Raw genomic sequence first — 26,911 nt, forward strand, 5'->3', positions numbered from 1 at the left:
CAGGGGCCCGTGCCCCGTCGATGACAGAATCGGTCACTCCGTGATCATGCCCGGGAGGCGGAGGACTCAGTGCTCGACGATCTGGCCGACTTCACCGCACCGGACGCGCGGCGCCCGCCCGTACCGGTCCCCGTCGACTGGGCGGCCGTGGAGGAGTGGCTCGGCACCCGGCTGCCCGCCGACTACAAGCGGCTCGCCGACCGCCACGGGCCGCTGGACTTCGGGCAGTACCTGTGGATCCACGTGCCGTGCGCCGACGAGCGGTTCGACTACGGCACCTGGCTCGCCCGGACGCACCGGGACGCCCGGATCTCCCTGCGGGACCTGCCGCGGGAGGAACGGTTCGCCGTCCACCCGGAGCCCGGCGGACTGCTCGCCTGGGGATGCAGCCGCGGCACCGACGACCTCTTCTGGGACACCTCGGTCTCGGACGACCCCGACGCGTGGACGGTCGTCGTGCGGCACACGGACGGCGTCCCGGGCAGCGGGCTGCTCCCCTGGCACCGCTACGACCTCACCCTCACCGCGTATCTGCGGCACACCGTCCGCGACACCTGGGAACTCCCCTCCCCGCCCGGCCCGCTGCCGGGCCCGCTGCCGGGCACCGTCGCCCGTACCGCCTTCCTGCCCGGCGCCGGACCGTGGACCCCGCCCGCCCCCGTCGAGCCCCGCCTCACCGCGGCCGACCGCGTGCGGGCCCTGGAGACGGGCACGGGACTCGACGCCCTGCGCCTGCTCACCCCGCCGCCCGCCCGTCCGCACCTCGGCGACGGCACCTGGGACCAGCTCGCCGAGCGGCTCGGCGTCCGGCTCCCGGGCGAGTACACGCAGGTCATGGAGGCATACGGCTGCGGCACCTGGAGCGGCTGGCTGCGCTTCCCCGCGCCGCTGCGCACGAGAGCACCGCGCTTCACTGCGTACGTCGACGAGGTCCTGGAGGCGTACGAGTCGCTGCGGGGCGGCTACGCGGAGCTGTATCCGCTGGCGACCTTCCCCGCCCAGGGCGGCTTCCTGCCGTTCGCCGACTCCATCGACGGGGACCATCTGGGCTGGCTGACCGAGGGCGAGGACCCGGACGCCTGGCCGCTGGTGTTCTGGCCGCGCCACGCGGACCAGGGGCCACCGCTGGAGCGGGGGCTGATCGACACCCTGCTGGCCTGGCAGCGCGGCAGGCTCGGCGGGCCCGGACTGTGCAGGCCGGACGAGGAGGACGATCCGGTCGAGTTCGCGCGGTTCGACCCCTGGGACGACGACGCCCTCGACGGCGCCCCCGACGGCGGCTGAGGGGCGGGTGCGGCCGGACGGACCGGCCGCACGCGCCCGGGCCGGCTACCTCTGCCTGATCCTCAGGAAGGTGATCGAGTTCGCCGGGAAGGTGTACGTGAACCGGTCGGCGACGCCGGTGAAGGTGGACGTCACCGGGGCGACCGGGGTCGCCGTCTCCGTGTTGACGGCGTTCGGGGCGGCGGTCAGGGTCGTCACCCGGGCCTTGGCGGAGACCTTCGCGCCGCCGAGGTCGATGGCCGTACGGGCGTCGGCGGACTGGGCGTTGACGACCTTGACGATCAGGTCGCCGGTCCGCTTGTCCTTGGTGACGACCTGACGGAACGGCTCGGCCGGCTTGTCGTCGGTGAAGCTGCCCCACTCCTGACCGTCCAGGTAGAGGGTGACCTGGCGGCCGCGCACCTTGATGTCGACGTCGTAGGCGCGGCCCGTCTCGATGGTCCCGGCCTTGGAGATCAGGGTGGACTTGCCGCCGTCCACGGCCTGCTCGACGGCGGTGGTGGTGTTGTTCCAGCCGCCGAGGTTCCACCAGTAGTAGTTGCCGGTGTCCTTGACGCCGAAGGCGACGAGGAAGCCCTCCTTGCCGGACTTCTTGGTGGCCTTCACATGCAGGTCGTAGTCGTGCCAGTTCACGTCACCGGCGGAGACCATGGTGTTCTCGGCGGCCACGTCGGTCTGGACGTACTGGCCGTCCTGGAGGGTCCAGCTGCCGCCGCCGGTGTGGTTCCACTGCGCGGCGTCACCGGAGAAGTCGTCGCTCAGGAGCGTGGCCCCGTCGGCGTCCGTGACCTTCACCTCGTCGTACGCGGCCGTCGTCGCCCACGTCGACAGACCGACGGCGCCGCTGATCGGGCCCTGAAGGGAGGGGGTGCCGGTGGCCGTGGAGGGGACGACGCGGTCGCCGACGTTGGTCATGAACAGCTTCTGGACCTCGTAGTTGGCGGAGTTCCAGGAGGCGTGGTTGTTGAACCACACCATGTCCGGGCTCCACTGGACGTAGTCCTCGTTGGCGAACAGCGGGGCGTAGGAGGCGAGTTTCACGACGTCCGCGTTGCGTTCCAGGCCGGTCATGAAGGCGGCTTCGGCGAGGCCGTTCTTGAAGGCGTTGCCCCACGAGGCGTACTCACCGAGGAAGACCTTGGGGCCGCTGCGGTCGTAGGAGTCGTAGCGGTCGTTGTTCTGCAGGAACCACTGGGGGCTGTTGTAGTAGTGCTCGTCGACCATGTCGACCTGGGCGTCCTTGTTGAGCTGCCAGGCCTTGTCGAAGGTGGAACCGGCGTCGTCCGGGCCGGAGTTGGAGATCACCGTGATACCGGGGTACTTGGCCTGGATCGCGGTGCGGAACTGCGTGAAGCGGGCGAAGAACTCCTCGGGGAGGTTCTCCTCGTTGCCGACCTCGATGTGGGTGAGGTGGAAGGGCTTCGGGTGGCCCATCTTCGCGCGCAGCCTGCCCCAGGTGGAGGTCACCGGGCCGTTGGCGAACTCGATGAGGTCGAGGGTGTCCTGGACGTGCCGCTCGAGCAGGGCGTCGTCGACGACGGCCTTGTTCTGGCCGCAGCCGGTGACCAGGGCCGGGACGACGGGCAGCGGCATCGCGCCGATGTCCTCGGCGAGGCGGAAGTACTCGTAGTAGCCGAGGCCGTAACTCTGGTTGTAGCCCCAGAAGTTGGAGTTCGTGGCCCGCTCCTCGACCGGGCCGACGGTGTCCTTCCACTGGTAGGAGCGGGCGCGCTGCCAGCCCGAGGCCTCGCTGTAGTCCTGCATGGAGCCGGTGTTGACCAGACAGCCGCCGGGGAAGCGGACGAAGCCCGGGTGCAGGGCGGCGATCTTCTCGGCGAGGTCCTTGCGCAGGCCGTTGGGCTCGTGCTTGTAGGTGTCGCGCGGGAACAGCGACACCATGTCGAGCGCGGCGGCCTCCGAGGACGCCACGGTCAGCCGGCCGGTGCTGCTGGTGCGGGTGGCGGTGAAGGTCGCCTTGTACCTGGCCCAGCCGCCGGTGCGGACGGCGACCCGGCGGGCGGTGGCGAGGGTGCCGTCGGTGTCCTGGAGGGAGACCGTCAGTGCCGTGCCGGCCGCGGCGCGGGCCCACACCGAGAAGTCGTACTTCTTGCCTTCCTCGACGCGGACCCCGGTGTTGTAACCGGCGTTCGTCACGGACGAACCGGCGCCCAGGGAGAGGTAGGCGCGGTTGCGGTCGTTGAGCCGGCCGTCGTCGTTCACGACGTTCGCCGAGCCGGAGACCGTCCAGGAGGTCAGCGGGGTGTACGAGCGGTTGTCGACGGTGGAGTACTCGAAGGACCGGTTCTGCACCAGCTCGGCGTACAGACCGCCGTCGGCGGCCCGGTTGATGTCCTCGAAGAAGACGCCGTACATCGTGTCGTCGATCTTCGCGCCCTTGGCGGCGGGGTCGACGGTGAGGGTGTAGTCGGTGGTGTCGGCGGCCCCGGCGGGGGTGGCGGGGACTCCGGCGACGGCCAGGAGGAAAGCGCTTGCTCCGAGGGCGAGTCTCAGACGGTTGCGGGTGGTGCGTGGCATGTACGCTCCGCGGCTCTGGGGGTCGGTGTGTCGCTGTTCGGTGGGTCGCTGTTCGGTGGGTCGCTGTTCGGTATACTGAACACTGGTCAACACTTCGAACGGCAAGATAGAGACGGGGCATGAGCGCGTCAATGGGGCGTGCACGTATCGTCGGGGCATGGACGCACTCGTGCCCTTCGTCGTGCTCGGCGGTTTCGCCGCCGTTCTCGGGCTCCTCACCTGGGCGGCACGGCTGATCCGGCGGCGCGGCGGCGCCGGGGCCGGTATGAGCGGGGCACTGGCCGCCTACGAGGAGGCCTTCCGCGCCACCGGCCACGCCTCGCACTACGAGATCCGGGCCCAGGCCGACCGCAGGGCGCCCACCGACTCCCCCGACGGATGGCGCCGCCGGCCGAGGAGGGGGTGACGGCGGTGGAGGTGTTCCGGCCGGTTCCGGACGTCCTCGCCCATCTCGCCGGGCGGTGGCGGGTGGAGCGCGTGGTGCGGGATCCGACGAGCGGGGACGGGGGCCGCTTCCGGGGCACCACCCTGTTCAGCCCGCTGGACGGCGGGGGTCTGCTGCACGAGGAGTCCGGCACGTTCACCTGGCAGGGGGTCGACCGGCCCGCCGAGCGCACCCTGCGCTTCCTGCCCGGGCTGGTGCCGGGCACGGCGGACGTCCGCTTCGCCGACGGCCGGCCCTTCCACGACCTGGACCTGAGGACCGGCCGGCACACCGCCGGCCACCCGTGTGCCGCGGACCTCTACCGGGGCGAGTTCACCGTCCGGGACGCGGACCACTGGCGCACGGTGTGGCGCGTCGGCGGCCCCGCCAAGGATCTGCTGCTCACCACGGACTACGCACGCGTGGGCTGAACCGACGCCCCTTCCAGACGCAGGTTCCAGCGCCCGCCCCGGCCGGTGACGGTGGTCGTCGACAGGGGGCGCACATCGATGTTCCAGTACGTCGACGGCGGCGCCTTGAGCGCGTACACCACCGCCGCGCGGATCACGCCGGGCTCGGCGACCGCCACGATCCGGTCGCCGTCCCCGAGCGGCCGGGTGTCGAGCCAGTCACCCACCCGGGTGATGAAGTCCAGCAGGGACTCGCCGCCGTGCGGGGTGGCCAGCGGGTCGGCCAGCCAGGCGTCCACGGCGGCCGGCTCACGGGCCATCGCCTCCCCCAGGGTCAGGCCCCGCCAGCGGCCCATGGCGCAGTCACGCAGGGCGAGCTGCACGAGCGGGGCATAGCCGAGGGCGTCACCGGTGATCCGGCTGCTCGGCGTGGGCGAGCAGTAGCGCAGCTCGGCGGCGGCGAGGGGCAGGAGGTCGGGGACCACCCGCTGCACCTCGTCCCAGCCCGCCTGGTCCAGCGGCCGGTCGTCCTCGAAGCGCTCCGCGAGCAGGGGCGAGCTGCGCGCGGCTGCGACGAACGTCACCCGAAGTGGCATGCGGTGATGGTGAGCCGACCAACTGAGCAGGTCAAGGGGCGCCGGGCGACGGGCACCGGAATTCTTACCGGCGAGTCAGGAAGTGCCGGACAAGTCCTGCGAAAACGAGCCGCACCCAGGTCTCAGCCAGCCTCGCGCGGGCCTCACGCCACTCCGAGCCTCGCGAAGATCAGCGCCATCCACCGGTCCGGCTCCTCCAGCGCCTCGAAGCCGACCTTCTCGTACACCCCGTGGGCGTCGTGCGTGGCGAGCAGGATCCGGCGCAGCCCGTGCGGCAGCAGGTGATCGCGTACGGCGGCGACGAGCGAGGTCCCGATGCCCTTGCCGCGCGCCGCCGGGTCCACGTACACGTCGCACAGCCAGGCGAAGGTCGCGAGGTCGGTCACCACGCGCGCGTAGGCGACCTGCTCGCCGGAGGCGGAGTCGTAGACCCCGAAGTTCAGCGACCCGGCGATCGCCCGGTCCTGCTTCTCGCGCTCGCGCCCGAGCGCCCAGTACGCGTCGGTGGACAGCCAGCGGTGGACGCGTCCGGCGTCGATGCGGGCGGGGTCGGCGGAGATCTCGTAGCCCTCGGCGAGGGGTGTGACGGCGTTCATGGCCGGATCCTCACAGCGGGCGGCGCGTCATGTCGAACGATTTGCCGGGAACGCCTCGTCGCAGGCCACGCGCAGCCGTCGTACGCCTTCCGCGATCTCCTCCGTGCCCGCGACGGCCGCGAAGCTGAGCCGGACGTGGGCGGCCGGGGGTTCGGCGCTGAAGTACGGGCGGCCGGGGGTCAGGGCGACACCGGCGCGCAGGGCGGCGGCCGTGAACACGGTCTCCTCGATGCCGTCGGGCAGCCGGAGCCACAGGTGGTAGCCGCCGGACGGGATGTGCGGGAGGGCGAGTTCGGGCAGGCGCAGCCGGAGCGCGGAGGTCATCGCGTCCCGGCGGGTGCGGAGTTCGGCGGCGACGGTCCGCAGATGGCGCGGCCAGGCGGGCGAGCCGACGAGTTCCAGGGCCGCCTCCTGGAGCGGGCGGGGCACGAAGAAGGTGTCGACGACCTGGATCGCGCGCAGCCGCTCCAGCGCCGGTCCGCGCGCGGCGAGGGCACACACCCGGAAGCTGGGCGAGGTCGCCTTGGTGAGCGAGCCGACGTGGACGACGACTCCGTCGGGGTCGTCGGCGGCGAGCGGGCGCGGCAGGGGCCCCGCGTCCTCGTGGGCGAGCCGCCGTACGAAGTCGTCCTCGACGACGAAGGCGCCCGCCTCGCGGGCGATGCGCAGCACCTCGCCGCGCCGGGCGGGGGCGAGGACGGCACCGGTCGGGTTCTGGAAGAGCGGCTGGCAGACGAACACCCGGGCGCCGGTGGCCCGGAAGGCGTCGGCGAGCAGGTCGGGTCTCACCCCGTCGGCGTCGACCGGGACGGGGACCGGGCGCAGGCCCGCCGAGCGGGCGATGGCGAGCATGCCGGGATAGGTCGGGGACTCGACGAGGACCGGGGCGCCGGGCGGGGTGAGGGCGCGCAGGGCGGTGGTGAGCGCCGCCTGACCGCCGGCGCTGACCAGCACCTCGGCCGCGCCGATGCTTCCGCCGATGGTGCGGGCGAACCACTCCCGCAGCTCGGGCAGGCCCTCCATCGGGGGCCGTCCCCAGGCGCCGGGCCGGCGTCCGGCGCGGGCGAGCGCCTCGGACATGGCGCGTTCGGGTTGCAGCGAGGGGTGCAGATAGCCGCCGTTGAACTCGACCACACCGGGCGGCGGGACGGCCAGGGAGACGGTGACGCCGGTGGCGTCGACCGAGCGCGGGACGCGGTCGGCGGCGCCGTCGGCGCTGAGGGCGACCTCCTGCCAGGAGGTGTCCCCGGCCGGCGCGGTCGCGGGGCGGGGCCCGGCCCGGAAGGCGCCGGCCCCGGGGCGGGTCACCACCAGTCCCTCGGCGGCCAGTTGGGCGAGCGCCCGCGAGACGGTCACCGGGCTCACCCGGAACCGTTCGACCAGGGCCCGGCTGGAGGGGAGCTTTCCACCGGGAGAGTAGCGGTCCAGCTCCCTTCGCAGGCGATCCGCCAGTTCACCCACACTGCTACGCTCTTGCATGAAGACACAGAGTAGCGCTATCGCATCGCCCACGATAGCGGTCAGCACTCCGCCCGCCCGCGGTTCCGGCACCCTCCAGGCGGCCCTCGGGGTCGTCGCCTTCTCCCTCACCTTCCCCGCCACCGCCTGGGGACTGGAGGGCTTCGGTCCCTGGTCGCTGGTGGCAGTGCGCAGTGTGCTGGCCGCGGTGGTCGCGGGCGGGTGTCTGCTGGCGCTGCGGATACCGGTGCCCGAGCGGCGGCACTGGGCGGGACTCGCGGTGGTCGCCGGCGGGGTGGTGGTCGGTTTCCCGCTCCTGACCACCCTCGCGCTGCGGACCTCCACCACCGCGCACGCCGCCGTCGTCGTCGGCCTGCTGCCGCTGACCACCGCGCTGCTGTCCGCCCTGCGCATGGGCATCCGGCCCTCGCGCACCTTCTGGTCGGCGGCGCTCGCGGGGGCCGCCGCGGTGGTGGCGTTCACCGTGCAGCAGAGCGGCGGGGCGCTGACCGGCGCCGATCTCTATGTGTTCGGGGCGCTGCTGGTCTGCGCGGCCGGCTACACCGAGGGCGGCCGGCTGGCCCGGGTGATGCCGGGCTGGCAGGTGATCGGCTGGGCGCTGGTCCTCTGTCTGCCGCTCGGGGTGCCCGCCGCCGCCCTCGCGCTGGCCCACGAGCCCGTCACCGCGACCGCGCACAGCGTGGCCGGGCTGGTGTGGGTGGCGGCCGGCTCGCAGTTCCTCGGCCTGGTCGTCTGGTACCGGGGCATGGCGGCCATCGGCATCCCGAAGGCCAGCCAGTTGCAGTTGGCGCAGCCGCTGCTCACACTGGTGTGGTCGGTGCTGCTGCTGGGCGAACACCTCACGCCCGCCGCACCGCTGACCGCGGCGGCGGTACTGGTCTGCATCGCCGTCACCCAGCGGACGCGGAGCTAGGGCGCGGCACGTCACCCCGGCGCGAGCCGGGCGGCAGCCACGGGAATCGACACCACGGACCACTGCTCCCTTCCACACGGCGAGTCCACACGGCGAGGAGGCCCCGCAGATGCGTGCAACCGCGGGCGACCAGTTTGTCCAGCACGGCAGGGTGGTCGGCCAACACGACAAGGTCGGCGAGATCGTCGAAGTACTGGGCCAGGACGGCAACCCGCCGTTCCGCGTCCGCTTCACCGACGGGCACGTGGGCGTGTGCTCACCCGGCCCCGACACCGAGATCCGTCACCGGACCACGTCCGAGGAACGGCGGTAGATCAGCGCGGGGGCTTCGCCGACTGCCCGTAGTGGTCGGCGACCACCCGCGCCATCGCCCCGATCCCGTCCGTCCTTACGTCCTTGGCGGCGAAGAAGACGTGCCCGCGCGCCTGCGGGTACTTCTTGGCCAGCGTGAGGTGCCTGCTCAGCTCTGCCTTGGCCGACCAGGCGGCGGGCTGCCCCGAGGCGCCCGCCTTGTACAGGCCCTCGCCGAGGTAGAGCCGGGTCCGGGTGCCCTTGACCAGCTCCGCCCACCAGGGCACGAGCTTGGCGTAGTCGGCGGCGGAGTTGCCGATCTCCCAGTAGAGCTGGGGGACGACGTAGTCGAGCCAGCCCTCCTTCACCCAGGTGCGGCTGTCGGCGTAGATCTCGTCGTACGACTGGAAGGCGCGGGTGTCCGAGCCGCGTGAGTCGGTGGAGGCGTTGCGCCACACCCCGAACGGGCTGATGCCGAACTGGGTGCCCGGGCGTGCGGCCTTGATCCGGGCGGCCATCTCCTGCACCAGCTTGTTGACGTTGTCCCGGCGCCAGGCGGCCCGGGTGGTGAACGCGCCGCCGTAGGCGTCGTACGCCTCGTCGTCGTCGAAGCTCTGGCCCGCGACCGGGTACGGGTAGAAGTAGTCGTCGAAGTGGACGGCGTCGACGGGGTACTTCTTCACCGCGTCCAGCATCGCCTCCTGGACGAAGGCGCGGACCGCCGGCAGGCCCGGGTTGTAGTAGAGCTTGCCGCCGTACTCCACCGCCCAGTCCGGGTGCTTGCGGACCGGGTGGGCGGCGACCAGCCGGGAGCGGTCGGCGTGGGTGGCGACCCGGTACGGGTTGAACCAGGCGTGCAGTTCGAGGCCGCGGGCGTGGGCCTCGGTGACGGCGGTGCCGAGCGGGTCCCAGCCCGGGGACTTGCCCTGGGTGCCGGTGAGGACCTGCGACCAGGGCTCGTACGGGGAGGGCCACAGCGCGTCGGCCGTGGGCCGGACCTGGAAGACCACCGCGTTGAGCCGGTCGCGCACCGCCAGGTCCAGCCAGTCGGTCAGCTCCTTGCGCTGTTGTGCGGCCGTCAGCCCCGGCTTCGACGGCCAGTCGCGGTTCGCCACCGTGGCCAGCCACATGCCGCGCATCTCGGCCGCCGCCCGGCCCCGCCCCGCTCCGCCCGGTGCGGGATCCGTTGCGGGAGCGGGGGCCGCCGAGCCCGCCGCGCCCGTCGTGGTGAACGCCGACAGCGCCGCCAGCGCGAACGCCCTCCGGTTCAGTCGCCCCATCGCACATCCCTGTGTCACGCCATGGATCCGCTCGGTCACGGATCGTCTCCGCGGACAGCATGCACCGCCCCCGGTGATCGATCATCGATACTTGCTAGTAACGTGCACGATCGGAGCAGGCCGACCGGGACCCGGCAGACCTGTCACAGGCAAAGTCAGCGAAGGGGACGATGTGACGGACATCGAACGCGTCGGAGTCGTGGGCTGCGGCCAGATGGGGGCGGGCATCGCCGAGGTGTGCGCCCGCGCCGGACTCGACGTCAAGGTCGCCGAGACCACCGGCGAGGCCCTGGAGTTCGGCCGGACCCGGCTGTTCGGCTCCCTGGCCAAGGCCGCCGAGCGCGGCAAGATCTCCGAGGAGGAGCGGGACGCGACGCAGGCGCGGCTGAGCTTCACCACGGACCTCGGCGAGTTCGCCGACCGGGACCTCGTGATCGAGGCCGTCGTGGAGAACGAGCAGGTCAAGACGGAGATCTTCCAGGTCCTCGACCAGGTGGTGAGCCGCCCGGACGCCATCCTGGCCTCCAACACCTCCTCCATCCCGCTGGTGAAGCTGGCGGTCGCCACCTCGCGCCCCGACCAGGTCGTCGGCATCCACTTCTTCAACCCGGCCCCCGTGCAGAAGCTGGTCGAGCTGATCCCGGCCCTGACCACCTCCGAGGGCACGCTGAGCCGGGCCCAGCTGTTCGCGGAGAAGGTGCTGGGCAAGCACGCGATCCGCGCCCAGGACCGGTCCGGCTTCGTCGTCAACGCGCTGCTGATCCCGTATCTGCTGTCCGCGATCCGGATGTTCGAGACGGGCATCGCCAGCCGCGAGGACATCGACAACGGCATGGAGATGGGCTGCGCCCACCCGATGGGCCCGCTGAAGCTGTCCGACCTGATCGGCCTGGACACCGTCGCCTCGGTCGCGCAGTCGATGTACGACGAGTACAAGGAGCCGCTGTACGCCGCTCCCCCGCTGCTGGCGCGCATGGTGGACGCGGGCCGGCTGGGCCGCAAGACCGGCTCGGGGTTCTACAGCTACTGACGACAGCTACTGACGACAGCTACTGACTGACCCCGGTGACCCACCGTGGTCGGCACGGGCCCGGCGCTCCACGGAGTGCCGGGCCCGCGTGTTTCACACACCGTGTGCGCGGCGGGCCCGCATATGCCGCGCGCACACGCTCCCCACCGGCCCACCAGGGGGGTTGACTCACCATGCTCATGCAGGGATGTGAGCCGACCACGGAAAGGAGCGGACACGTGACCGCCGATCCCGAGCATCCCGTCGTCCATGGAGAACTCGCAGAGTTACGTCGCCGGCTGGACGTGGCCTACGCCCGCGTCGAGGGCGGGCTGGCCCTGATCACCCATCGCGCCGAGGAGACCGCCAAGGAACTGGACGAGCTGAACACCCGTATGGTCTCGCTGGAACACGCACGCTGGCCGCTGCCCTCGCTCGCGGCGCTCACCGCGCTGGGCGCCCTCGTCGTGACGCTCTGGCAGGCGCTGGCCCGCTAGCCGCCGCTACTCCCCCGTCAGCCTGAGATGGTGCAACAGCATCAGCGCGGCCGCCATGTTGGCGGCCGGGACCTCCCCCCGGGCGACCAGGTCGGGTACGACCTTCAGGGGGACCCACTCCCGCCGGTCCGACTCGAAGTCGTCCACGGGGTGTCCCACGTACTCGCCCCGGTCCGACCAGTAGATGTGGTGCACGGCGTCGGTGAGACCGTTGGACGGTTCCACGCTCATGAGGTGGTGCAGGGGCCCCGGCCGCCAGCCGGTCTCCTCCTCCAGTTCCCTGGCGGCCGCGCGGGCGATGTCCTCGCCGTCCTCGACGACGCCGGCCGCGAGTTCCCAGCCCCAGCTGTCGGTGATGAAGCGGTGGCGCCACAGGAGCAGGACCTCGTTCGCCTCGTTGACCACCGTGGCCACGGCGACGGGCCGCAGCCGTATGAGGAAGTGGTCCAGGTGCCGGCCGTCCGGCAGCTCGACATCGGCCAGGTTGACGCTGAACCAGCGGTTTTCATACACAGTTTGTTCGTTCTGTTTCGTCCACTGCACGGTTCTGCCACCTTCCGTCGGGTGAGTGGCAATATCGCAGCAGGGACTGTGGAGCGCCCCGGAGCTCTAGAGCGGTACGCGCAGTGCTCCGTCGATGAGTTCGGCCGCCTCGGCGGTGCCCGAACAGCCGCTGCGGACCAGGTGTTCGCGCACCGCCCGGAGTCTGTCGCGCAGCCGCTGGGACTCCATTCCCCGGGCCTGTTCGGCCATCTGGACGGCGGTGACCACGGCCTGGTCGGCATGGCCCTGGCGCAGTTCGATCGTGCTGAGCATGGCGAGCCGGTGCACCCGGCCGCGGTCGTGCGCGGGCGTGCCGACGGCGGCCCGGGCGTGTTCGGCGGCCGCGGCGACCTCGCCGAGGCTGAGCAGCGCCTCCGCCACCTGCACATTGACCAGACCCGGCTGGACATAGCCGGTCTCGTCGGGCTCGACGCCCCGCCGGATGCGATCGGCGGCCGTCTCCGCCCGCCGGATGCACGACAGCGCGCTCGTACCGTCGCCGAGGTGGGCGTACGCCTTGGCCTGCATCGCGTACAGATCGGAGGACAGGGCGGGCGTGATGTGCCTGCCCGCGGCACGCAGCGCGGCCTCCGCGAAGGCCACGGCCTGCCGGTACTCCCGCATGTACAGCGACTGGTTGACGAGGAGCGCGATGACGTACGCGCCGAGTCCCCGGTCCCCACTGGCCTTGGCCAGTCTGAGGGCCTGGTGGAAGTAGCGCTGGGCGAGGCCGTGCGCGTCGGAGTCATAGGCGCAGATCCCGGCGACGGCCACCAACCCGCCGGTCGCCCGGTGCAGTTGACGCCCCGTCTCGTCGGTGTAGCTGCCGCGCAGCAGGGGCGCGGCCTCGGCGTTGAGGAAGCCGACGATACGGCTGCGGGTCGCGATGCCGCCCGCCTTGCGGTACATCTGCTCGTAGTGGGTGCGGGCGGCCCGCAGCATCTCGAGGTCGGCGGAGGTGACGCGGTGCCGGCCGCCCCGGGAGACGTCGACGTCCTCGGGCGGGTTCTCCCACTCCCAGACCGGCATCACGGCGGGCGTCCCGGTCACGGCGGGGGCGCCGAGGAGATGGGGGCGCTGCTGTTCGTCGGAGCGCCACAGGGCGGTGGCCCGCTCGACGAAGCCGGACAGGGAGGTGCCGTGCGGGGCGGACGGCTCACCCGGCACACCGAGGTCGATGTCGTCGAGGGTGACCGGCCGGTGCAGCCTGACCGCGAGGACCTCGCAGATCAGATCGGGCACCTGGCCGCGCGGCCGCTGTCCCTTCAGCCATCGGGCGACCGCCGTGTGCTCGTAGCGCAGGGCGAGTCCGCGTGCCCGGCCGGCCTGGTTGACGTGGGCGGCGAGGCCCGCGTGCGAGATGCCCGCCTCGTCCAGGATCGCGTCGAGCAGAGTGTTGGGCTGCATTGGGTGCCCCCCGGTACCTCGGTGCGGCCAGAGTAGTGGGTGCGTCTTCACACGGGGTGTGAACGGAATGCGCGTATCCGTGCTGTGTGCGCGCTGTCGCGGAGAGTTTCCGCCCGGTTGACTGGGATGCCTCGCAAGAGGTTCGCCGGGCCGTCGGCTCCCCCTCAATAAGCGGCGGTCCGGCGTTGCGGGGCGGGGTCGGGAGCGGTGTGCGGCGTCAGCCGTTCGCTGCGCAGGGCCAGCAGGGCCATGTCGTCGTGGGATCTGCCCGCCGACCTGCTTCAGCTCGCGCAGCAGGGCCCGCCTGACCTGGAGGACGAGCCCGGTGCCGACCGCGAAGAACACGGCGCACGTGGCGATCCTGGCGCCGAGCCCGTCCTGCCGGGCCGGCGGACAGCTCAGCTTGTACGCGATCGCCAGGGCGCCCCAGGCCAACGGCCTACCTGATGCCGAACATGGTCGTTGGCCCCCCGTCCCAGGCCGCACAGCACATCGGACCGACCCCGAAAGGCCGGTCCGATTCTGTCGAGGGGATGGCCCAGAAGGACCAGTCACCTCACATTGCCACTCGGATGAGTGACGTTCTTTCAGGGGCGCGGGGAACTGCGCGACAAGCCACAACCCACCCGCACCCGGCGCACGACGTCAGCCCCGCAGGACCGCCCCCGTCCGCTCCCCCGCAAGGGCAACCGCGGCGTCCCGAGCGGCCGAAGCCTCGTCCACCGTCAGCGTCCGGTCCCCCGCCCGGAAGCGCAACGCGTAGGCGAGCGACTTCTTCCCGTCCCCCAGCTGCTCGTCGTTGACGTACACGTCGAACAGCCGGATCCCCTCGAGCAGTTCACCCGCCCCCTCGCGCAGCGCCGCCTCGACGTCCGCGTGCGGGACGAAGGAGTCGACCACGAGGGCGACGTCCTGCGTGGCCACGGGGAACGTGGAGATGCTCGGCGCCTGCGGGGTGTCGTCGCCGACCGCCTCCAGAACGTCGAGGTTCAGCTCCATCGCACAGGTGCGCGAGGGCAGGCCCAGCGCCTTCAGCACCCGGGGGTGCAGCTCGCCCGCGTGCCCGACGACCCGCTCGGCGCCGTCGGCGACGACCACGAACTCGGCGCAGCGACCGGGGTGCCACGGCCCGTACTGGCCGCTGCGCACGATCAGGTCGGCACCGGCCTCGCGGGCGACCGCGCGCCCCGCCTCGACCGCGTCGGCCCAGTCGGCCGGACGGCCCTTGCCCCACCAGCCGGCCTGCTCGCGGGCGCCCGTGAGGACGGCGGCGACATGGCGCGGCTGCTCGGGGAGGACGGCGTCGAGCGCCGCGAGTTCCTCGTCGCTCGGGCGGCGGTCGACCGGGAGGTGACCGGCGACGCCGGCGCCCTCGCGCGGGTGGAAGACCAGGCCGGTCTCGAACAGCGCGAGGTCGTGGCCGCCCCGGCCGACGTTGCGCCGCAGGGCGCCCAGGAGGCCCGGCAGCATCGACGTGCGGAGCGCGGGCTCCTCGTCGTTGAGCGGGTTGGTGAGCCTGACGACACGGCGGGCCGGGTCGTCGGCGGCTAGGCCGAGCTGGTCGAAGACGCCCTCGCCGATGAAGGGGTAGTTCGGGGCCTCGACGTAACCGGCGCCGGCCAGGGCGCGGCCGACGCGGCGGTGCAGGCGCTGGCGGTGGGTGAGGCCGCGGCCCGAGGGGGGCTTGGGCAGCGTGGAGGGCAGGTTCTCGTAGCCCTCCAGGCGGATGACCTCCTCCGCCAGGTCGTTGATCTCGGTGAGGTCGGGCCGCCAGGACGGGACGGTGACGATCAGCTCGTCCTGCCCGTACACGTCGCAGCCGATCTCCTGGAGGCGGCGTACGACGGTCTCCCGGCCGTAGCCGACACCGGCGACCTTGTCGGGGTGGTCGGCCGGCACGCTGATCGTGTGCGGGCCGGACGGGGTGACGACCTCGGTGACGCCCGCGTCGGCCGTACCGCCCGCGAGCAGCACCAGCAGGTCGACGGTGCGCTGGGCGGCGGCGGCCGCGGCGGCCGGGTCGACGCCGCGCTCGAAGCGGCGCGAGGCCTCGGAGGACAGCTTGTGACGGCGGGCCGTGCGCGCGATGGACACCGCGTCGAAGTGGGCGGCCTCGATCACGACGTCGCCGGTGGACTGCTCGGTGTCGTCGTGGTCGGCGATCTCGGTGTCGGCGCCGCCCATGACGCCCGCGAGGCCGATCGGGCCGCGGTCGTCGGTGATGACCAGGTCCTCGGCGTGCAGCTTCCGGGTGACGCCGTCGAGGGTGACGATCCGCTCGCCCTCCGCGGCCCGGCGGACCCCGATGGTGCCCTGGACCAGCGCGCGGTCGTAGGCGTGCAGCGGCTGGCCCAGCTCCATCATCACGTAGTTGGTGACGTCGACGGCGAGCGAGATCGGGCGCATGCCGACCTTCTGGATCCGGCGCTTCAGCCAGATCGGGGAGCGCGCCTCGGGGCTCAGACCGGTGACGGTGCGGGCGGTGAAGCGGTCGCAGCCGAGCGGCTCGGAGACCCGCACGGGGTAGCCGAAGGCGTTCGGGGCCGGTACGTCGATCAGGGCCGGGTCGCGCAGCGGCAGACCGTAGGCGATGGCGGCCTCGCGGGCCACGCCGCGGATCGACAGGCAGTCGCCGCGGTTGGCGGTGACGGCGATGTCGAGGACCTCGTCGACCAGCTCCAGCAGCTCGATGGCGTCCTTGCCGACCTCGGTCTCCGGGGGCAGCACGATGATGCCCTTGGTGCCGTCGTCGCCCATGCCCAGCTCGTCGCTGGAGCAGATCATGCCGTGCGAGGTCCTGCCGTACGTCTTGCGGGCGGCGATGGCGAAGCCGCCGGGCAGGACGGCGCCCGGGAGGACGACGACGACCTTGTCGCCGGCGGCGAAGTTGCGGGCGCCGCAGACGATCTCCTGGGGCTCGCCCGTGCCGTTGGCGGTGCCGACGTCGACGGTGCAGAAGCGGATCGGCTTCTTGAAGCCCTCCAGCTCCTCGATGGTCAGCACCTGACCGACGACGAGGGGGCCCTTGAGGTCGGCGCCGAGCTGCTCGACGGTCTCGACCTCGAGGCCGGCGGACACCAGCTTGGCCTGTACGTCACGGCCGGTCTCGGTGGCGGGGAGGTCGACGTACTCCCGCAGCCAGGAAAGCGGGACCCGCATCAGATCTCCATCCCGAACGGCCGGGTGAACCGGATGTCACCCTCGACCATGTCTCGCATGTCTTCGACGTTGTGGCGGAACATCAGCAGCCGTTCGATGCCGAATCCGAAGGCGAAGCCGCTGTACTTCTCGGGGTCGACGCCACAGGCGGTGAGCACCTTGGGGTTGACCATGCCGCAGCCGCCGAGCTCGATCCAGCCCTCGGAGGAGCAGGTGCGGCAGGGGCGGTCGGGGTTGCCGACGGACTCGCCGCGGCAGACGTAGCACACCATGTCCATCTCGGCGGACGGCTCGGTGAACGGGAAGAAGTTGGGCCGCAGCCGGGTCTTGATGCCCTCGCCGAACAGCGACTGGACCATGTGGTCCATGGTGCCCTTGAGGTCGGCCATGGTCAGGCCCTCGTCCACGGCGAGCAGCTCAACCTGGCGGAACACCGGGGTGTGCGTGGCGTCCAGCTCGTCGGTGCGGTAGACGACGCCGGGGCAGATCACGTAGACCGGCAGCTCGCGCGAGAGCAGCGAGCGGATCTGCACGGGCGAGGTGTGGGTGCGCAGTACGACCCCGGACTCGGTGCCGCCGTCCGGGCCCTGCACGAAGAACGTGTCGGCCTCGCCGCGCGCCGGGTGGTCGGGGCCGATGTTGAGGGCGTCGAAGTTGAACCACTCGGCCTCGGCCTGCGGGCCCTCGGCGACCTCGTAGCCCATGGCCACGAAGATGTCCTCGATGCGCTCCGAGAGCGTGGTGAGCGGGTGGCGGGCGCCGGCCGGTACGCGGTCGTACGGCAGGGTGACGTCCACCGCCTCCTCGACCAGCACGCGGGCGTCCCGCTCGGCCTCCAGTTCCTCCTGGCGGCCGGCGAGGGCCTTGTTCACCGCGCCGCGGGCCTGGCCGACCACCTTGCCGGCGGCTGCCTTGGCGTGCGGGGGCAGCGCGCCGATCTCGCGGTTGGCGAGCGCCAGCGGGGAGGTGCCGCCGGTGTGGGCGACCTTGGCCTCCTGGAGCGCGTCGAGGGAGTCCGCGGCGGCGAAGGCGGCGAGCGCCTCGTCCCGCATGCGCTCGATCTCTTCCGGTTTCAACGCCTCGACCTCGACAGGGTCGTACGACTTATTCGGTGCCGACATCTCTTCCCGTGCTTCCGATTGCTGGCGGATGGTCCCCGTCACCGGCTCATGGACAGTGCTCTTGGCCAGTGCGTCATGGTTTCCGGGACACAAAGGTGCCAAAGGCCGAGTCTAACGGGGTGGAGGTGAACGAAGAGCCCGCGGGCCGTCAGGCGAGATACGCCGGGGCGCCCACGGGCAACGTAAATCGGAACTCGGCGCCGCCGTCGGGGGCGCGGCCGACCGTGATGGTGCCGCCGTGGGCTTCGACGATGCCCTTGACGATGTACAGCCCGAGGCCTGTGCCGCCGCGCTTGCTGCCCCGCCAGAAGCGGGTGAAGACGCGGTTCATGGACTCCTCCGGGATGCCGGCACCCTCGTCGCTCACGGTGACCGACGTGCCGGTGTCCTCCCCTTCCCGGGGGGACGCGGCGGGCGTGACGTCAATCGTGACGGTTCCCTCGCCGTGGCGCACCGCATTTTCGAGGAGGTTGCTGAGGACCTGGTCGACCTTGTCGGGGTCGGCCCACAGGGCGGGCAGCGGCTGCTCGATACGGAGCAGGAAGCGGTCGGCGGGCTGCCCGGCGGCGACGTAGGCCTGGATGTGCCGTCCGACGGCGGCGCCTATGTCGACGGGCTGGCGCCTCACCTCCAGCCGCCCGGAGTCGATCCGCGAGATGTCGAGCAGTTCGGCGATGAGCCGCGTGACGCGGTCGGCGTCGGCGTCCACCGTCTCCAGCATCAGCCGCTTCTGGTCGTCGGTGAAGCGGGCCCATTTGGCGAGGAGGGTGGCGGTGAAGCCCTTGACGGAGGTCAGGGGGGAGCGCAGTTCGTGGGCGACGGTGGCGATCAGCTCGGCGTGGCTGCGCTCGGTGCGGCGGCGGGCCTCGGTGTCCCGCACGGAGACGACGACCCGGCGGACGGGTCCGGTGGGTGCGGTGCGGACGTACCGGGCGGTGACGAGCACCTCGCGGCCGCCGGGCAGCAGGAGGTTGCGCTCGGGCTGGCCGGTCCGGATGGCGAGCCCCCCGTAGGGGTCGGTGAGCTGCCACCAGCGGCGGCCTTCGAGGTCCTCTAACGGCAGGGCCTTCTCCAGCCGCTGTCCGAGGGCCTCCTCGGGCGCCACGGCGGTGATGCGGGCGGCGGCGGCGTTGAAGCAGATCACCCGGCCGTGCTCGTCGGCGACGACCAGCCCGTCGGGCAGATCGTCGGGGTCGATGCCGAGTTCGGCCAGGTCACCGGCAGGGCGGGCCGCTCCCGGTGCGCTGCTCGTGCCGACACTCATCCCCGTACCTCATCTCCCATCCCTCCGGAAGAGGCTCCCCGAGCCCGTCACCCTACTAGCTCTCGGTGACGGAGCGGCACCCTCCGGAGGCGCGCTGTGCACGGGCCGATGCGTAGAGACATACGGCCGCGGCGGTCGCCAGGTTCAGGCTCTCGGCCTTTCCGTGGATCGGGACGCGGACGACGGCGTCGGCGAGGGCGCGGGTCTCCTCGGGGAGCCCCCAGGCCTCGTTGCCGAACACCCAGGCGGTGGGGCCGCCCATGGTGCCCTTGTCGAGCTCGTCGTCGAGGTCGTCCCGGCCCGCCCCGTCGGCGGCGAGGATCCGCACCCCGGCCTCCTTCAGCCCGGCCACGGCCCGCTCCACGGGGACGCCGACGGCGACGGGCAGATGGAACAGCGACCCGACGGAGGCCCGGACGGCCTTGGGGTTGTACAGGTCGACGGAGGCGTCGGTCAGGACGACGGCCTCGGCGCCGGCGGCGTCGGCGCAGCGCAGGACGGTGCCGGCGTTGCCGGGGTCGCGCACGTGCGCGAGGACGGCGACGAGCTTCGGGCGGGCGGCGAGGATCTCCTCGAACGGCGTGTCGACGAACCGGCAGACACCGACCAGCCCCTGCGGGGTGACGGTCGTGGAGATGTCGGCGATGACCTGCTCGTCGGCGAGGTGGACGCGGGCGCCGGCGGCGCGGGCCTCCCCCACGATGTCGGCGTACCGCTCCGCGGCCTCGACGGTGACGAACAGCTCGACCAGCGTCCCCTCGCCGTACCCCGCCGCCTCCCGCACGGCCTGCGGCCCCTCCGCGAGGAACAGCCGATCCTTCCCCCGGAAGTTCCGCCGCCCGAGCCGCCGCGCGGCGGCCACACGGGGAGAGCGGGGGGAGATCGGCTCGGGGCTGGCGGGGGGCATGTTCTGGTTCACCTTCGGAAGCTCGGTGGTTTCAAGGGGCGCGGGACTCTACCGATGTGCGGCTCCGCCGCGTGGGCGCGACCGGCCACGGACCGGCCCGCACCCGAACGGCGGCCTCGGCGAGCGTCAGCAGCAAAGGACCCGCAGGATGGAACCTGCGGGTCCTTCGATCACGTCGGCTCAGAGCGAGCGCAGCGTCACGCGGCCTTCGGCGCGTTGACGTCCGACGGCAGCGCCTTCTGCGCGACCTCGACGAGCGCGGCGAACGCGTTGATGTCGTTCACGGCGAGCTCGGCCAGGATCTTGCGGTCGACCTCGACGTTCGCGGCCTTCAGACCCTGGATGAAGCGGTTGTACGTGATGCCGTTGGCGCGGGCAGCGGCGTTGATGCGCTGGATCCACAGCTGACGGAAGTCGCCCTTGCGCTTCTTGCGGTCGTTGTAGTTGTAGACCAGCGAGTGGGTGACCTGCTCCTTGGCCTTGCGGTACAGGCGCGAACGCTGACCGCGGTAGCCGGAGGCCGCCTCGAGGATCGCCCGGCGCTTCTTGTGGGCGTTGACTGCCCGCTTGACGCGTGCCACTTGTTAACTCCTTGTAGCGGGGCCGTGGGTGTCGTCACACGGCCCGGAATCGATTGGGTCCCGGTGTGCGAGGGTCAGGCGCTGGGCGCCCGGCCTCACTTGCCGAGAAGCTTCTTGATCTTCGCGGCGTCGCCCGGGGCCATCTCGGCGTTGCCGGTGAGGCGACGCGTCACGCGGGACGACTTGTGCTCGAGCAGGTGGCGCTTGCCGGCGCGCTCACGGAGCACCTTGCCGGAGCCGGTGACCTTGAAGCGCTTGCTGGCACCGCTGTGCGACTTGTTCTTCGGCATAGCGCCGTTCTCTCCTCGTCGGTGGCGCTCCGGTGCCCGGTCGTGAAACCGGGCACTGGGTGGAGCGTCGCTGCTGTGTGGGTTGCATCCAGGGGACGTACGTCCCTCGGATCACGCCTCGGCGGAAGCCTCGGCAGGGGCCTCGGCGGTCTCGGTGACCTCGGCGTCGGTGTACTCGGCGTCCGCGGGGTTCTGCGAGCGGCCGGGGTTGGCCTTCGCTTCTGCCTTGCGGGCTTCCTGCGCCTGACGCGCCTCGGCCATCGCCTCGGTCTTCTTCTTGTGCGGACCGAGGACCATGATCATGTTTCGGCCGTCCTGCTTGGGGTTCGACTCGACGAACCCGAGCTCCTGGACGTCCTCCGCGAGACGCTGCAGCAGTCGGTAGCCCAGCTCGGGCCGGGACTGCTCGCGACCACGGAACATGATCGTGATCTTGACCTTGTCGCCCTGCTTGAGGAACCGGACGACGTGACCCTTCTTGGTGTCGTAGTCGTGCGGGTCGATCTTCGGCCGGAGCTTCATCTCCTTGATGACCGTGTGCGCCTGGTTCTTGCGCGCCTCACGGGCCTTCATGGCCGACTCGTACTTGAACTTCCCGTAGTCCATGAGCTTGCAGACCGGCGGGCGGGCGTTCGCCGCGACCTCGACCAGGTCCAGGTCGTACTCCTGCGCAAGCTCCAGTGCCTTGGCCAGGGGGACGATGCCCACCTGCTCGCCACTGGGACCGACAAGTCGCACCTCGGGAACGCGAATCCGGTCGTTGATGCGGGGCTCGGCGCTGATGGATCCTCCTCGATAGCACCACGCGACGGTCTGGCGGACGGCCGCGTAACGTCTTGTGTCGTTAGACCTATAACCACGCCGAAGCACAAAAAATGCCCCGAACGATCACATGCGGGGGCTCCAAGCACTACCGGAGCACCGTCGCGGGGATCGCGGGGCGCACTACCGGGCGACTCCATCGTCCGTACGGAACGATGGCGGCCGCCTGACCGGGGTGACCCGCCGTCCCTGAGGGGCGGTCGGGTGGGAGTTCGGAGCCTCCACTTGTGGGCCGGGCCCGCCTGCTGGGTGGCACGCGTGTCCGACCGGTCGTTAATCGAGATTACCAGCCCGTGCCGGGAACGGCGAATCGAGCCTCGGTACGGGGGTCCGGGCGGCCTGCGCCTATCGTGTGGGGCATGAGTGAGACCTCCCCCGCCGGCTCCCCGGACCCCGCCTCCACCGACTTCGACGAGATGACCCGCGACATCGCCGAGGTCCCGGCCGTCGAGGTGATCGTGACGGTCGCCGTCAACCTGATGAGCGCGGCCGCCGTGAAGCTCGGTCTGACCGAGGAGGGCGACACGTACAAGGACTTGGACGAGGCCCGCAAGCTGGTCACGGCCCTCGCCGGACTGCTCGACGCGAGCGCGACCGAGATCAGCTCCTTCCACGCGGCCCCGCTGCGCGACGGCCTGAAGTCGCTCCAGCTGGCGTTCCGCGAGGCGTCGATCGTCCCGGACGAGCCGGGTCAGGGGCCGGGTGAGAAGTACACCGGACCCGTCTACGGCTAGTCCGCGGGCTCATCCGTTCAGTCGCCCAACCGCTCAACCGCGTACGTACAGGGGCTCGCCCGGAGGGGTGGTCCCGGCCGGCAGCAGTGCCAGGTCGAGACCCCGCACCAGGCGGGCCCTCAGCGTCTCGTCGGCGGCCAGCCGGCCGGCCACCGCGCGGGCGGCATCGGCGGGCGCGGCCGCCGGGTCGAGGACCAGGGCCAGGGTGCCGTCCGCCTGCCCCGGACCGAGGTGCGCCCGGACGACGTCCGGCTCGGCGGCCACCGCCGCGCGCACCGCTTCCCGTACGGCCGGATCGGCGAGCGGATCGGTCGTCGTACGGCCCTCCGCGAGCGCCCGCAGCGCCGGCCCCGTCAGTTCGAACGCCACCGGCCCCGCCAGATCGAGCACCACGGTGTCCGCCTTCTCGTGCGCGGCGGCCCGCAGCGCCTGGTGCAGGGGTACGGCGACGGGGCGGGCCGCCGGGTCCCAGCGGGCGAGGGAGTCGGTGGAGGTGAAGGCGGGCAGGGCGGTGCGGCCGCCGGCCTTCAGGGTGGGGACGGCCATGTCGCTGGTCTTCTCGCGGCGCAGCCCGTTCTCGTCCTCCTCGACCTCACCGAGCACGGCCACCACCGGGACGAGCAGCCGGGTGCCCTCGAGCGCCTCCAGGACGGGGCCGACGGCGGTGCGGTCCTCGGCCCACGCGGCGAGCGCCGCGCTCAGCCGGGGGTCGGCGGAGCCGTCGTCGTCGGAGTAACCGGGGTCGGGAATGTTCTTGTTCGCCACGGTCACCGACCTTATCGGGGGGATGCTGCTGGGCTTGTGCGGGGCCCGAAACGCGAGCGAGACGGCTTTCACAGGATTCTCAGCCTTCGCTGACGTACCTCTTACGTACGTCTAACGGCCCGCACAGTCGGCGCCACCACCATCACGGGCATGGAGTCTCGCAGAGCCCGCAACGGCCGCCGCGCCCGCCCGTCCCGGCGTCGCCCCCTCCTCTACACGGCGCTCGCCACGGTGGCCGTCCTCGGCGCCACCGCGGGCGGCACCGTCTATGTGAAGGCACAGGCGCACTCCGGCGAGGGGGCCGTATCGTCGTCCTCCGCGGAGCCGTCGGCGTCCGCGTCGGGGTCGGCGGACGGAGGCGTGACGGTGGAGTCGGTGGCGGCACCCGAGGTGGACCACGACGCGCTGCTCGCCGAGGCGATGGACGCGGTGACCGTGCCGGCGGACGCGAAGGTGTCCGTGGCGGTGCTGGACGTGGACTCCGGGGACAGCGCCACCTACGGCTCCGCCGCGTTCGACACGGCCAGCATCGTGAAGGTGGACATCCTGGCCACCCTGCTGCTCCAGGCGCAGGACGCGGGCCGGGATCTCACGACGACCGAGAAGACGTACGCCACCGCGATGATCGAGAACAGCGACAACACCTCGGCCTCGGAGCTGTGGCGGATCATCGGCAAGGCGGAGGGCCTGGACGCGGCGAACGAGCGGTTCGGGCTCACGAACACCGACGGTGGCGACGACATGCTGTGGGGGCTGACCCAGACCACGGCCGCCGACCAGCTCCGGCTGCTCCGGCAGGTCTTCGGGGACGACTCGGAGCTGAGCGAGGCGTCGCAGGCGTACATGCAGGGCCTGATGCAGCAGATCGCGACGGACCAGCACTGGGGTGTCTCGGCGGCGGCCGACGGCTCGTCCTGGGCGCTGAAGAACGGCTGGCTGGCCCGCAGCACCACCGGGCTGTGGGACATCAACAGCATCGGACGGGTGTCGTCCGGCGGGCGCACGTACCTGGTGGCGGTGCTGTCGAAGGGCAACGCGACGCAGGCGAAGGGCATCTCGCTGGTGGAGACGGCGGCGAAGGCGGCGGTGTCGGCGTTCGCGGACGACACGGCGTCGGCGACGACGACGGCCACGGACTAGCCGACCCGGACGCCTCTCACACGTCGTAAGTCTCGTACGACTCGTAGGTCCCGAAGCCGTCCGGTTCGCGGCGGCCGCGCCACAGGACGACCGCGCCGAGCAGGAGCACCACTCCGGCCCCTCCCGCGAGCGGGGCGGCCCAGCTGGAGGAGTCGTCGTCGGCGCGGGCGGCGTCGGGGCCCGCGCCGAAGTACTTCTTGCCGTAGGAGGCGGACTTCAGGCCTTCCGGCTCGAGGTCGGCGGCGGCGCGGATCGCGGCGGCGGGGTCGATGAAGCCGAAGCCACGGGAGTCGTCACGGCCGTCGGCCGGGGGGTTGCGGGCGGTGTCCTCCAGGAGCGTCTTGATCTGCGCCGGGGTGAGCCCGGGGTGGGCGGCCTTGATGAGCGCGACCGCGCCCGAGACGAAGGCGGAGGCCGCGCTGGTCCCCCAGCCCTCGTAGTACTTGTGGTCGGGGTCGGCGATGACGACCTTCTGGCCGGGGGCGGCGACGGTGGCGTACCACCGGCGGGTGGAGAACGCGGCGCGGGTGCCGTAGCGGTCGACGGCGGTCGCGACGATCACGCCCGGGTAGGCCGCCGGGTAGGAGATGTGGTCACCCTTGTCCCCGCCGTTGCCGGCCGAGGCGACGACGACCACCCCCTTCTTCAGGGCGTACTGCACGGCCTCGTCCTCGGCCGGTTCCGGGTGGGCGGAGGCGGAGTCGTCGCCGAGGGAGAGGTTGATGACGTCGGCGCCCTGGTCGGCGGCCCAGCGGATGCCCTCGGCGAGGGCGTTGCCGCGGCTGTTGCGGGCCTTGGTGCGCTGGGGGTCGTCATCCTCCAGGATCACGCGGACCGGGAGGATCCTGGCCTCGGGCGCGATGCCCATGACCCCGTCCTCGTCGCCGTAGCCGTGCCCGTGACCGGCGATGATGCCGGCCATGGCGGTGCCGTGCCGGGCCCAGGGCCGCTCGCCCTCCTTGGCGCCGAAGCCGACCATGTCCTTGCCTTCGAGGACGTTGCCCTCCAGGTCGGGGTGGTCGGCCTCCACGCCGGTGTCCAGGACGGCGACGGTGATGCCCTTGCCCTTGGTGGTCTGCCAGGCCTCCTGGGTGTGCATGGCGTCGAGGGCCCACTGCTGGGCGCGGATGCCGTCGGCGTACGCGGGGGCGGCGGGCAGCAGGGCGACGGAACCGGCGAGCAGGCAGCAGAGCAGCCCGGCCCTGCGGGTACGACGGCTGCGCGGGCTGCGGCGGCTCATGAGGGCTGCTCCGAGGGCGGCGTGACGGCGGTCTTGCGCAGGCTCCGCTCGATACGGTCGGCGAGGCCCCGGGCCTCGTTGCCGAGGCCGGCCTGGGCGGGGGCCGTGGTGGAGCCGGAGGCGGTGGCCTGGGCGGCCGGCTCGGGGCTGTCGACGGTACGGCCGTCGGCCCAGCCGGAGACGGCGTAGACGACGACGGGGGCGTCGGTGAGGACGGAGACCGTCCACGAGGCGCGCTGCTTGTCGCCGAAGGAGGCGGCGGCGGTGCCCTTCGCTGCGTACGGCTTCGGCATCAGGTCGGTGCGGCGGGCCAGGCCTTCCTTGTCGAAGCGGGTGTCGAGGGCGCGCATGGTGGCCGCGTCGGCGGTGGTGAAGAGCAGGCCGACGGTGGTGACGTAGCTCTGGGTGGCGTCGGTGTAGGTGGCGCGCAGGAGCCGCTGGCAGCCGACCGGGGTGAGGGCCTGGCGCAGCAGCGGGTCGAAGGCGTCGGCGCAGCCGCTGTCCGGGGCGACGGCGATCCGGGTCCAGGTGCGGTCGGCTCCGCCGGGGCCGGCGCCCTGGCCGTCGATGGTGACCGGGAAGAGGTCGTCGACGGGAACGTTGTGCCACAGCCCGCCGGCGGCGGCGTACGTGTCCCGCGCGCCGCTTCCCTCCGCGTCCCCGATGAGCCAACTCCCGGTGACGGCACCGCCGATGAGCCCCAGCCCGAGGACGACGCAGGCGGCGGCCACGAGAACGCGCCCGCGCCGCCCGGCTTCCCCGATCCCCTCGGGCCGCGCGAAGGTCACCACGGGCCGGGTGGCACCGGGTGCCTTCCCCGGAGCCATGGGAGCGCTCCAGGAGAGAGCGGGATCCGGCGAGACACCAGCTGCGAGGGGCGGCTCGGCGGGGGTGACGGGTGGGGTGGTGGGGCGTGCGGGGGTGGGGCGGGTGGTGGGCCCCGGCTGCTCGGCGGAGCGCGCGGCGAACGGGTCCGGCGCGACGGTGGGGCGCGGGGGCGTGTTCGGTGCGGCGGGAGGCCGACCGGAGGAGGCGCCCGTCCCTCCGTCTCCGAACTCACCGAAGACGGAGGGACGCCTGGAGGAGGCATCCGACTCGCCAGCGGAACGACCGGGACCGCGCACCTCACCCGAGGAACGACCGGAATCGCTCGACGCACCCGAAGACCGGCCCGGCACGCTCGACCCGCCCGCAGGCCGACCAGGAACCCCCGGCTCGGAAGCGGGACGGCTCGGGGCTCCCGTGGCGCCTGAGCCGGCGGCGGGACGGCCGGGAGCTCCCGTCGGGGACGCGGGGCGGCCGGAGACACCCGGGGCGGACGCGGACCCAGGCCCGCCGGGAACGCCCGTGGCCGGGGCAGGGCGGCCAGAGGCACTCGAACCTGACGCAGGACGGCCCGAAGCCCCCGAAACGGAAGCGGAGCGGCCGGAAACACCCGGGCCCGAAGCGGGACCGCCGGGAACACCCGTAGCCGGCGGGGTCGGGCGGCCGGAGACACCCGGGGCGGACGCGGACCCGGGACCGCCGCGAACGCCCGTGGCCGGGGCAGGGCGGCCAGAGGCACTCGAACCTGACGCAGGACGGCCCGAAGCCCCCGAAACGGAAGCGGAGCGGCCGGAAACAC

Annotated in this window: 26 protein-coding genes; 9 read left to right on the forward strand and 17 right to left on the reverse strand. The window is 72.3% G+C overall.

What is annotated here, in order from left to right; all coding sequences use genetic code 11:
• Positions 1–69: 69 nt before the first annotated feature.
• Positions 70–1,284, forward strand: coding sequence for an SMI1/KNR4 family protein (locus ABZ490_RS27055; RefSeq protein WP_358994962.1), 1,215 nt, complete (start codon positions 70–72; stop codon positions 1,282–1,284).
• 45 nt (positions 1,285–1,329) lie between these two features.
• On the opposite strand, the gene ABZ490_RS27060 is transcribed toward ABZ490_RS27055, so the two are convergent.
• Positions 1,330–3,819, reverse strand: a complete 2,490-nt coding sequence (locus tag ABZ490_RS27060; RefSeq protein WP_358994965.1) for an alpha-L-arabinofuranosidase C-terminal domain-containing protein — start codon at positions 3,817–3,819, stop codon at positions 1,330–1,332.
• A 157-nt stretch (positions 3,820–3,976) separates the two neighbouring features.
• Here ABZ490_RS27060 and ABZ490_RS27065 point away from each other — a divergent pair, with 157 nt between their 5' ends.
• Both ABZ490_RS27065 and ABZ490_RS27070 read left to right on the forward strand, forming a co-directional pair.
• Positions 3,977–4,225, forward strand: coding sequence for a hypothetical protein (locus ABZ490_RS27065; protein WP_358994968.1), 249 nt, complete (start codon positions 3,977–3,979; stop codon positions 4,223–4,225).
• Between the two features lie 5 nt (positions 4,226–4,230).
• Positions 4,231–4,674, forward strand: coding sequence for a DUF6314 family protein (locus tag ABZ490_RS27070; RefSeq protein WP_358995167.1), 444 nt, complete (start codon positions 4,231–4,233; stop codon positions 4,672–4,674).
• Here the strand turns inward: ABZ490_RS27070 and ABZ490_RS27075 are convergent.
• The 3 genes from ABZ490_RS27075 to ABZ490_RS27085 form a co-directional block, all read right to left on the reverse strand.
• A complete protein-coding gene (locus tag ABZ490_RS27075) occupies positions 4,656–5,249 on the reverse strand; it encodes a histidine phosphatase family protein (RefSeq protein WP_358994971.1) in 594 nt (197 codons plus the stop codon). The genes ABZ490_RS27070 and ABZ490_RS27075 overlap by 19 nt on opposite strands.
• Before the next feature lie 143 nt (positions 5,250–5,392).
• Complete coding sequence (locus tag ABZ490_RS27080; RefSeq protein WP_358994974.1) at positions 5,393–5,845, reverse strand: GNAT family N-acetyltransferase; 453 nt, start codon at positions 5,843–5,845, stop codon at positions 5,393–5,395.
• Between the two features lie 27 nt (positions 5,846–5,872).
• Positions 5,873–7,324, reverse strand: a complete 1,452-nt coding sequence (locus ABZ490_RS27085) for a PLP-dependent aminotransferase family protein (protein ID WP_358994977.1) — start codon at positions 7,322–7,324, stop codon at positions 5,873–5,875.
• Here ABZ490_RS27085 and ABZ490_RS27090 point away from each other — a divergent pair.
• Positions 7,323–8,237: a DMT family transporter gene (locus ABZ490_RS27090; RefSeq protein ID WP_358994980.1), complete on the forward strand. Its 915-nt coding sequence runs from the start codon at positions 7,323–7,325 to the stop codon at positions 8,235–8,237. The genes ABZ490_RS27085 and ABZ490_RS27090 overlap by 2 nt on opposite strands.
• Before the next feature lie 109 nt (positions 8,238–8,346).
• Positions 8,347–8,550: a DUF1918 domain-containing protein gene (locus ABZ490_RS27095; protein WP_340382228.1), complete on the forward strand. Its 204-nt coding sequence runs from the start codon at positions 8,347–8,349 to the stop codon at positions 8,548–8,550.
• Position 8,551: 1 nt separating this feature from the next.
• Here the strand turns inward: ABZ490_RS27095 and ABZ490_RS27100 are convergent, their stop codons facing one another.
• A complete protein-coding gene (locus ABZ490_RS27100; RefSeq protein ID WP_358994983.1) occupies positions 8,552–9,808 on the reverse strand; it encodes a family 10 glycosylhydrolase in 1,257 nt (418 codons plus the stop codon).
• Positions 9,809–9,980: 172 nt separating this feature from the next.
• On the opposite strand from ABZ490_RS27100, the gene ABZ490_RS27105 reads away from it, so the two are divergent.
• Together ABZ490_RS27105 and ABZ490_RS27110 are read left to right on the forward strand one after the other, a co-directional pair.
• On the forward strand, positions 9,981–10,838 hold the full coding sequence (locus tag ABZ490_RS27105; protein WP_358994986.1) for a 3-hydroxybutyryl-CoA dehydrogenase: 858 nt from the start codon (positions 9,981–9,983) through the stop codon (positions 10,836–10,838).
• Between the two features lie 218 nt (positions 10,839–11,056).
• Complete coding sequence (locus ABZ490_RS27110) at positions 11,057–11,314, forward strand: hypothetical protein (RefSeq protein ID WP_067250344.1); 258 nt, start codon at positions 11,057–11,059, stop codon at positions 11,312–11,314.
• Positions 11,315–11,320: 6 nt separating this feature from the next.
• Here the strand turns inward: ABZ490_RS27110 and ABZ490_RS27115 are convergent, their stop codons facing one another.
• The 9 genes from ABZ490_RS27115 to infC all read right to left on the reverse strand — a co-directional run bounded on the left by ABZ490_RS27115 (position 11,321) and on the right by infC (position 21,369).
• Entirely contained in the window at positions 11,321–11,857 is a 537-nt protein-coding gene (locus tag ABZ490_RS27115) for an NUDIX hydrolase (RefSeq protein WP_358994991.1), read from the reverse strand.
• Positions 11,858–11,923: 66 nt separating this feature from the next.
• Positions 11,924–13,264 (reverse strand): transcriptional regulator, encoded by a 1,341-nt coding sequence (locus ABZ490_RS27120; protein ID WP_358994994.1) that lies wholly within the window; start codon positions 13,262–13,264, stop codon positions 11,924–11,926.
• Positions 13,265–13,909: 645 nt separating this feature from the next.
• A complete protein-coding gene (gene pheT, locus ABZ490_RS27125; protein ID WP_358994997.1) occupies positions 13,910–16,423 on the reverse strand; it encodes a phenylalanine--tRNA ligase subunit beta in 2,514 nt (837 codons plus the stop codon).
• A complete protein-coding gene (gene pheS / locus ABZ490_RS27130) occupies positions 16,423–17,544 on the reverse strand; it encodes a phenylalanine--tRNA ligase subunit alpha (protein ID WP_358995000.1) in 1,122 nt (373 codons plus the stop codon). The genes pheT and pheS overlap by 1 nt, the downstream gene beginning before the upstream one ends.
• A 148-nt stretch (positions 17,545–17,692) precedes the next feature.
• A complete protein-coding gene (locus ABZ490_RS27135) occupies positions 17,693–18,808 on the reverse strand; it encodes an ATP-binding protein (protein WP_358995003.1) in 1,116 nt (371 codons plus the stop codon).
• A gap of 55 nt (positions 18,809–18,863) precedes the next feature.
• Positions 18,864–19,715 (reverse strand): RNA methyltransferase, encoded by an 852-nt coding sequence (locus tag ABZ490_RS27140; protein WP_358995006.1) that lies wholly within the window; start codon positions 19,713–19,715, stop codon positions 18,864–18,866.
• A 197-nt stretch (positions 19,716–19,912) separates the two neighbouring features.
• Positions 19,913–20,296, reverse strand: a complete 384-nt coding sequence (gene rplT, locus ABZ490_RS27145; protein ID WP_358995009.1) for a 50S ribosomal protein L20 — start codon at positions 20,294–20,296, stop codon at positions 19,913–19,915.
• Between the two features lie 95 nt (positions 20,297–20,391).
• Positions 20,392–20,586, reverse strand: coding sequence for a 50S ribosomal protein L35 (rpmI, locus tag ABZ490_RS27150; protein ID WP_004933563.1), 195 nt, complete (start codon positions 20,584–20,586; stop codon positions 20,392–20,394).
• A 111-nt stretch (positions 20,587–20,697) separates the two neighbouring features.
• Positions 20,698–21,369, reverse strand: coding sequence for a translation initiation factor IF-3 (gene infC, locus ABZ490_RS27155; RefSeq protein ID WP_358995170.1), 672 nt, complete (start codon positions 21,367–21,369; stop codon positions 20,698–20,700).
• Between the two features lie 398 nt (positions 21,370–21,767).
• Here infC and ABZ490_RS27160 point away from each other — a divergent pair, with 398 nt between their 5' ends.
• Positions 21,768–22,142, forward strand: coding sequence for a DUF1844 domain-containing protein (locus tag ABZ490_RS27160; protein ID WP_358995014.1), 375 nt, complete (start codon positions 21,768–21,770; stop codon positions 22,140–22,142).
• Between the two features lie 33 nt (positions 22,143–22,175).
• Here ABZ490_RS27160 and ABZ490_RS27165 read toward each other — a convergent pair whose 3' ends face one another.
• Positions 22,176–22,907 carry an SseB family protein gene (locus ABZ490_RS27165; RefSeq protein WP_358995017.1) on the reverse strand — a complete coding sequence of 244 codons (732 nt, stop codon included), beginning with the start codon at positions 22,905–22,907 and terminating at the stop codon, positions 22,176–22,178.
• Between the two features lie 150 nt (positions 22,908–23,057).
• On the opposite strand from ABZ490_RS27165, the gene ABZ490_RS27170 reads away from it, so the two are divergent.
• A complete protein-coding gene (locus tag ABZ490_RS27170) occupies positions 23,058–24,047 on the forward strand; it encodes a serine hydrolase (protein ID WP_358995020.1) in 990 nt (329 codons plus the stop codon).
• Positions 24,048–24,063: 16 nt separating this feature from the next.
• On the opposite strand, the gene mycP is transcribed toward ABZ490_RS27170, so the two are convergent.
• Together mycP and ABZ490_RS27180 are read right to left on the reverse strand one after the other, a co-directional pair.
• A complete protein-coding gene (gene mycP, locus ABZ490_RS27175; RefSeq protein WP_358995022.1) occupies positions 24,064–25,287 on the reverse strand; it encodes a type VII secretion-associated serine protease mycosin in 1,224 nt (407 codons plus the stop codon).
• Complete coding sequence (locus ABZ490_RS27180; RefSeq protein ID WP_358995025.1) at positions 25,284–26,114, reverse strand: hypothetical protein; 831 nt, start codon at positions 26,112–26,114, stop codon at positions 25,284–25,286. The genes mycP and ABZ490_RS27180 overlap by 4 nt, the downstream gene beginning before the upstream one ends.
• Positions 26,115–26,911 lie beyond the last annotated feature (797 nt).

It is taken from the genome of Streptomyces sp. NPDC005811 (assembly GCF_040630405.1).
Lineage (GTDB): Bacteria > Actinomycetota > Actinomycetes > Streptomycetales > Streptomycetaceae > Streptomyces.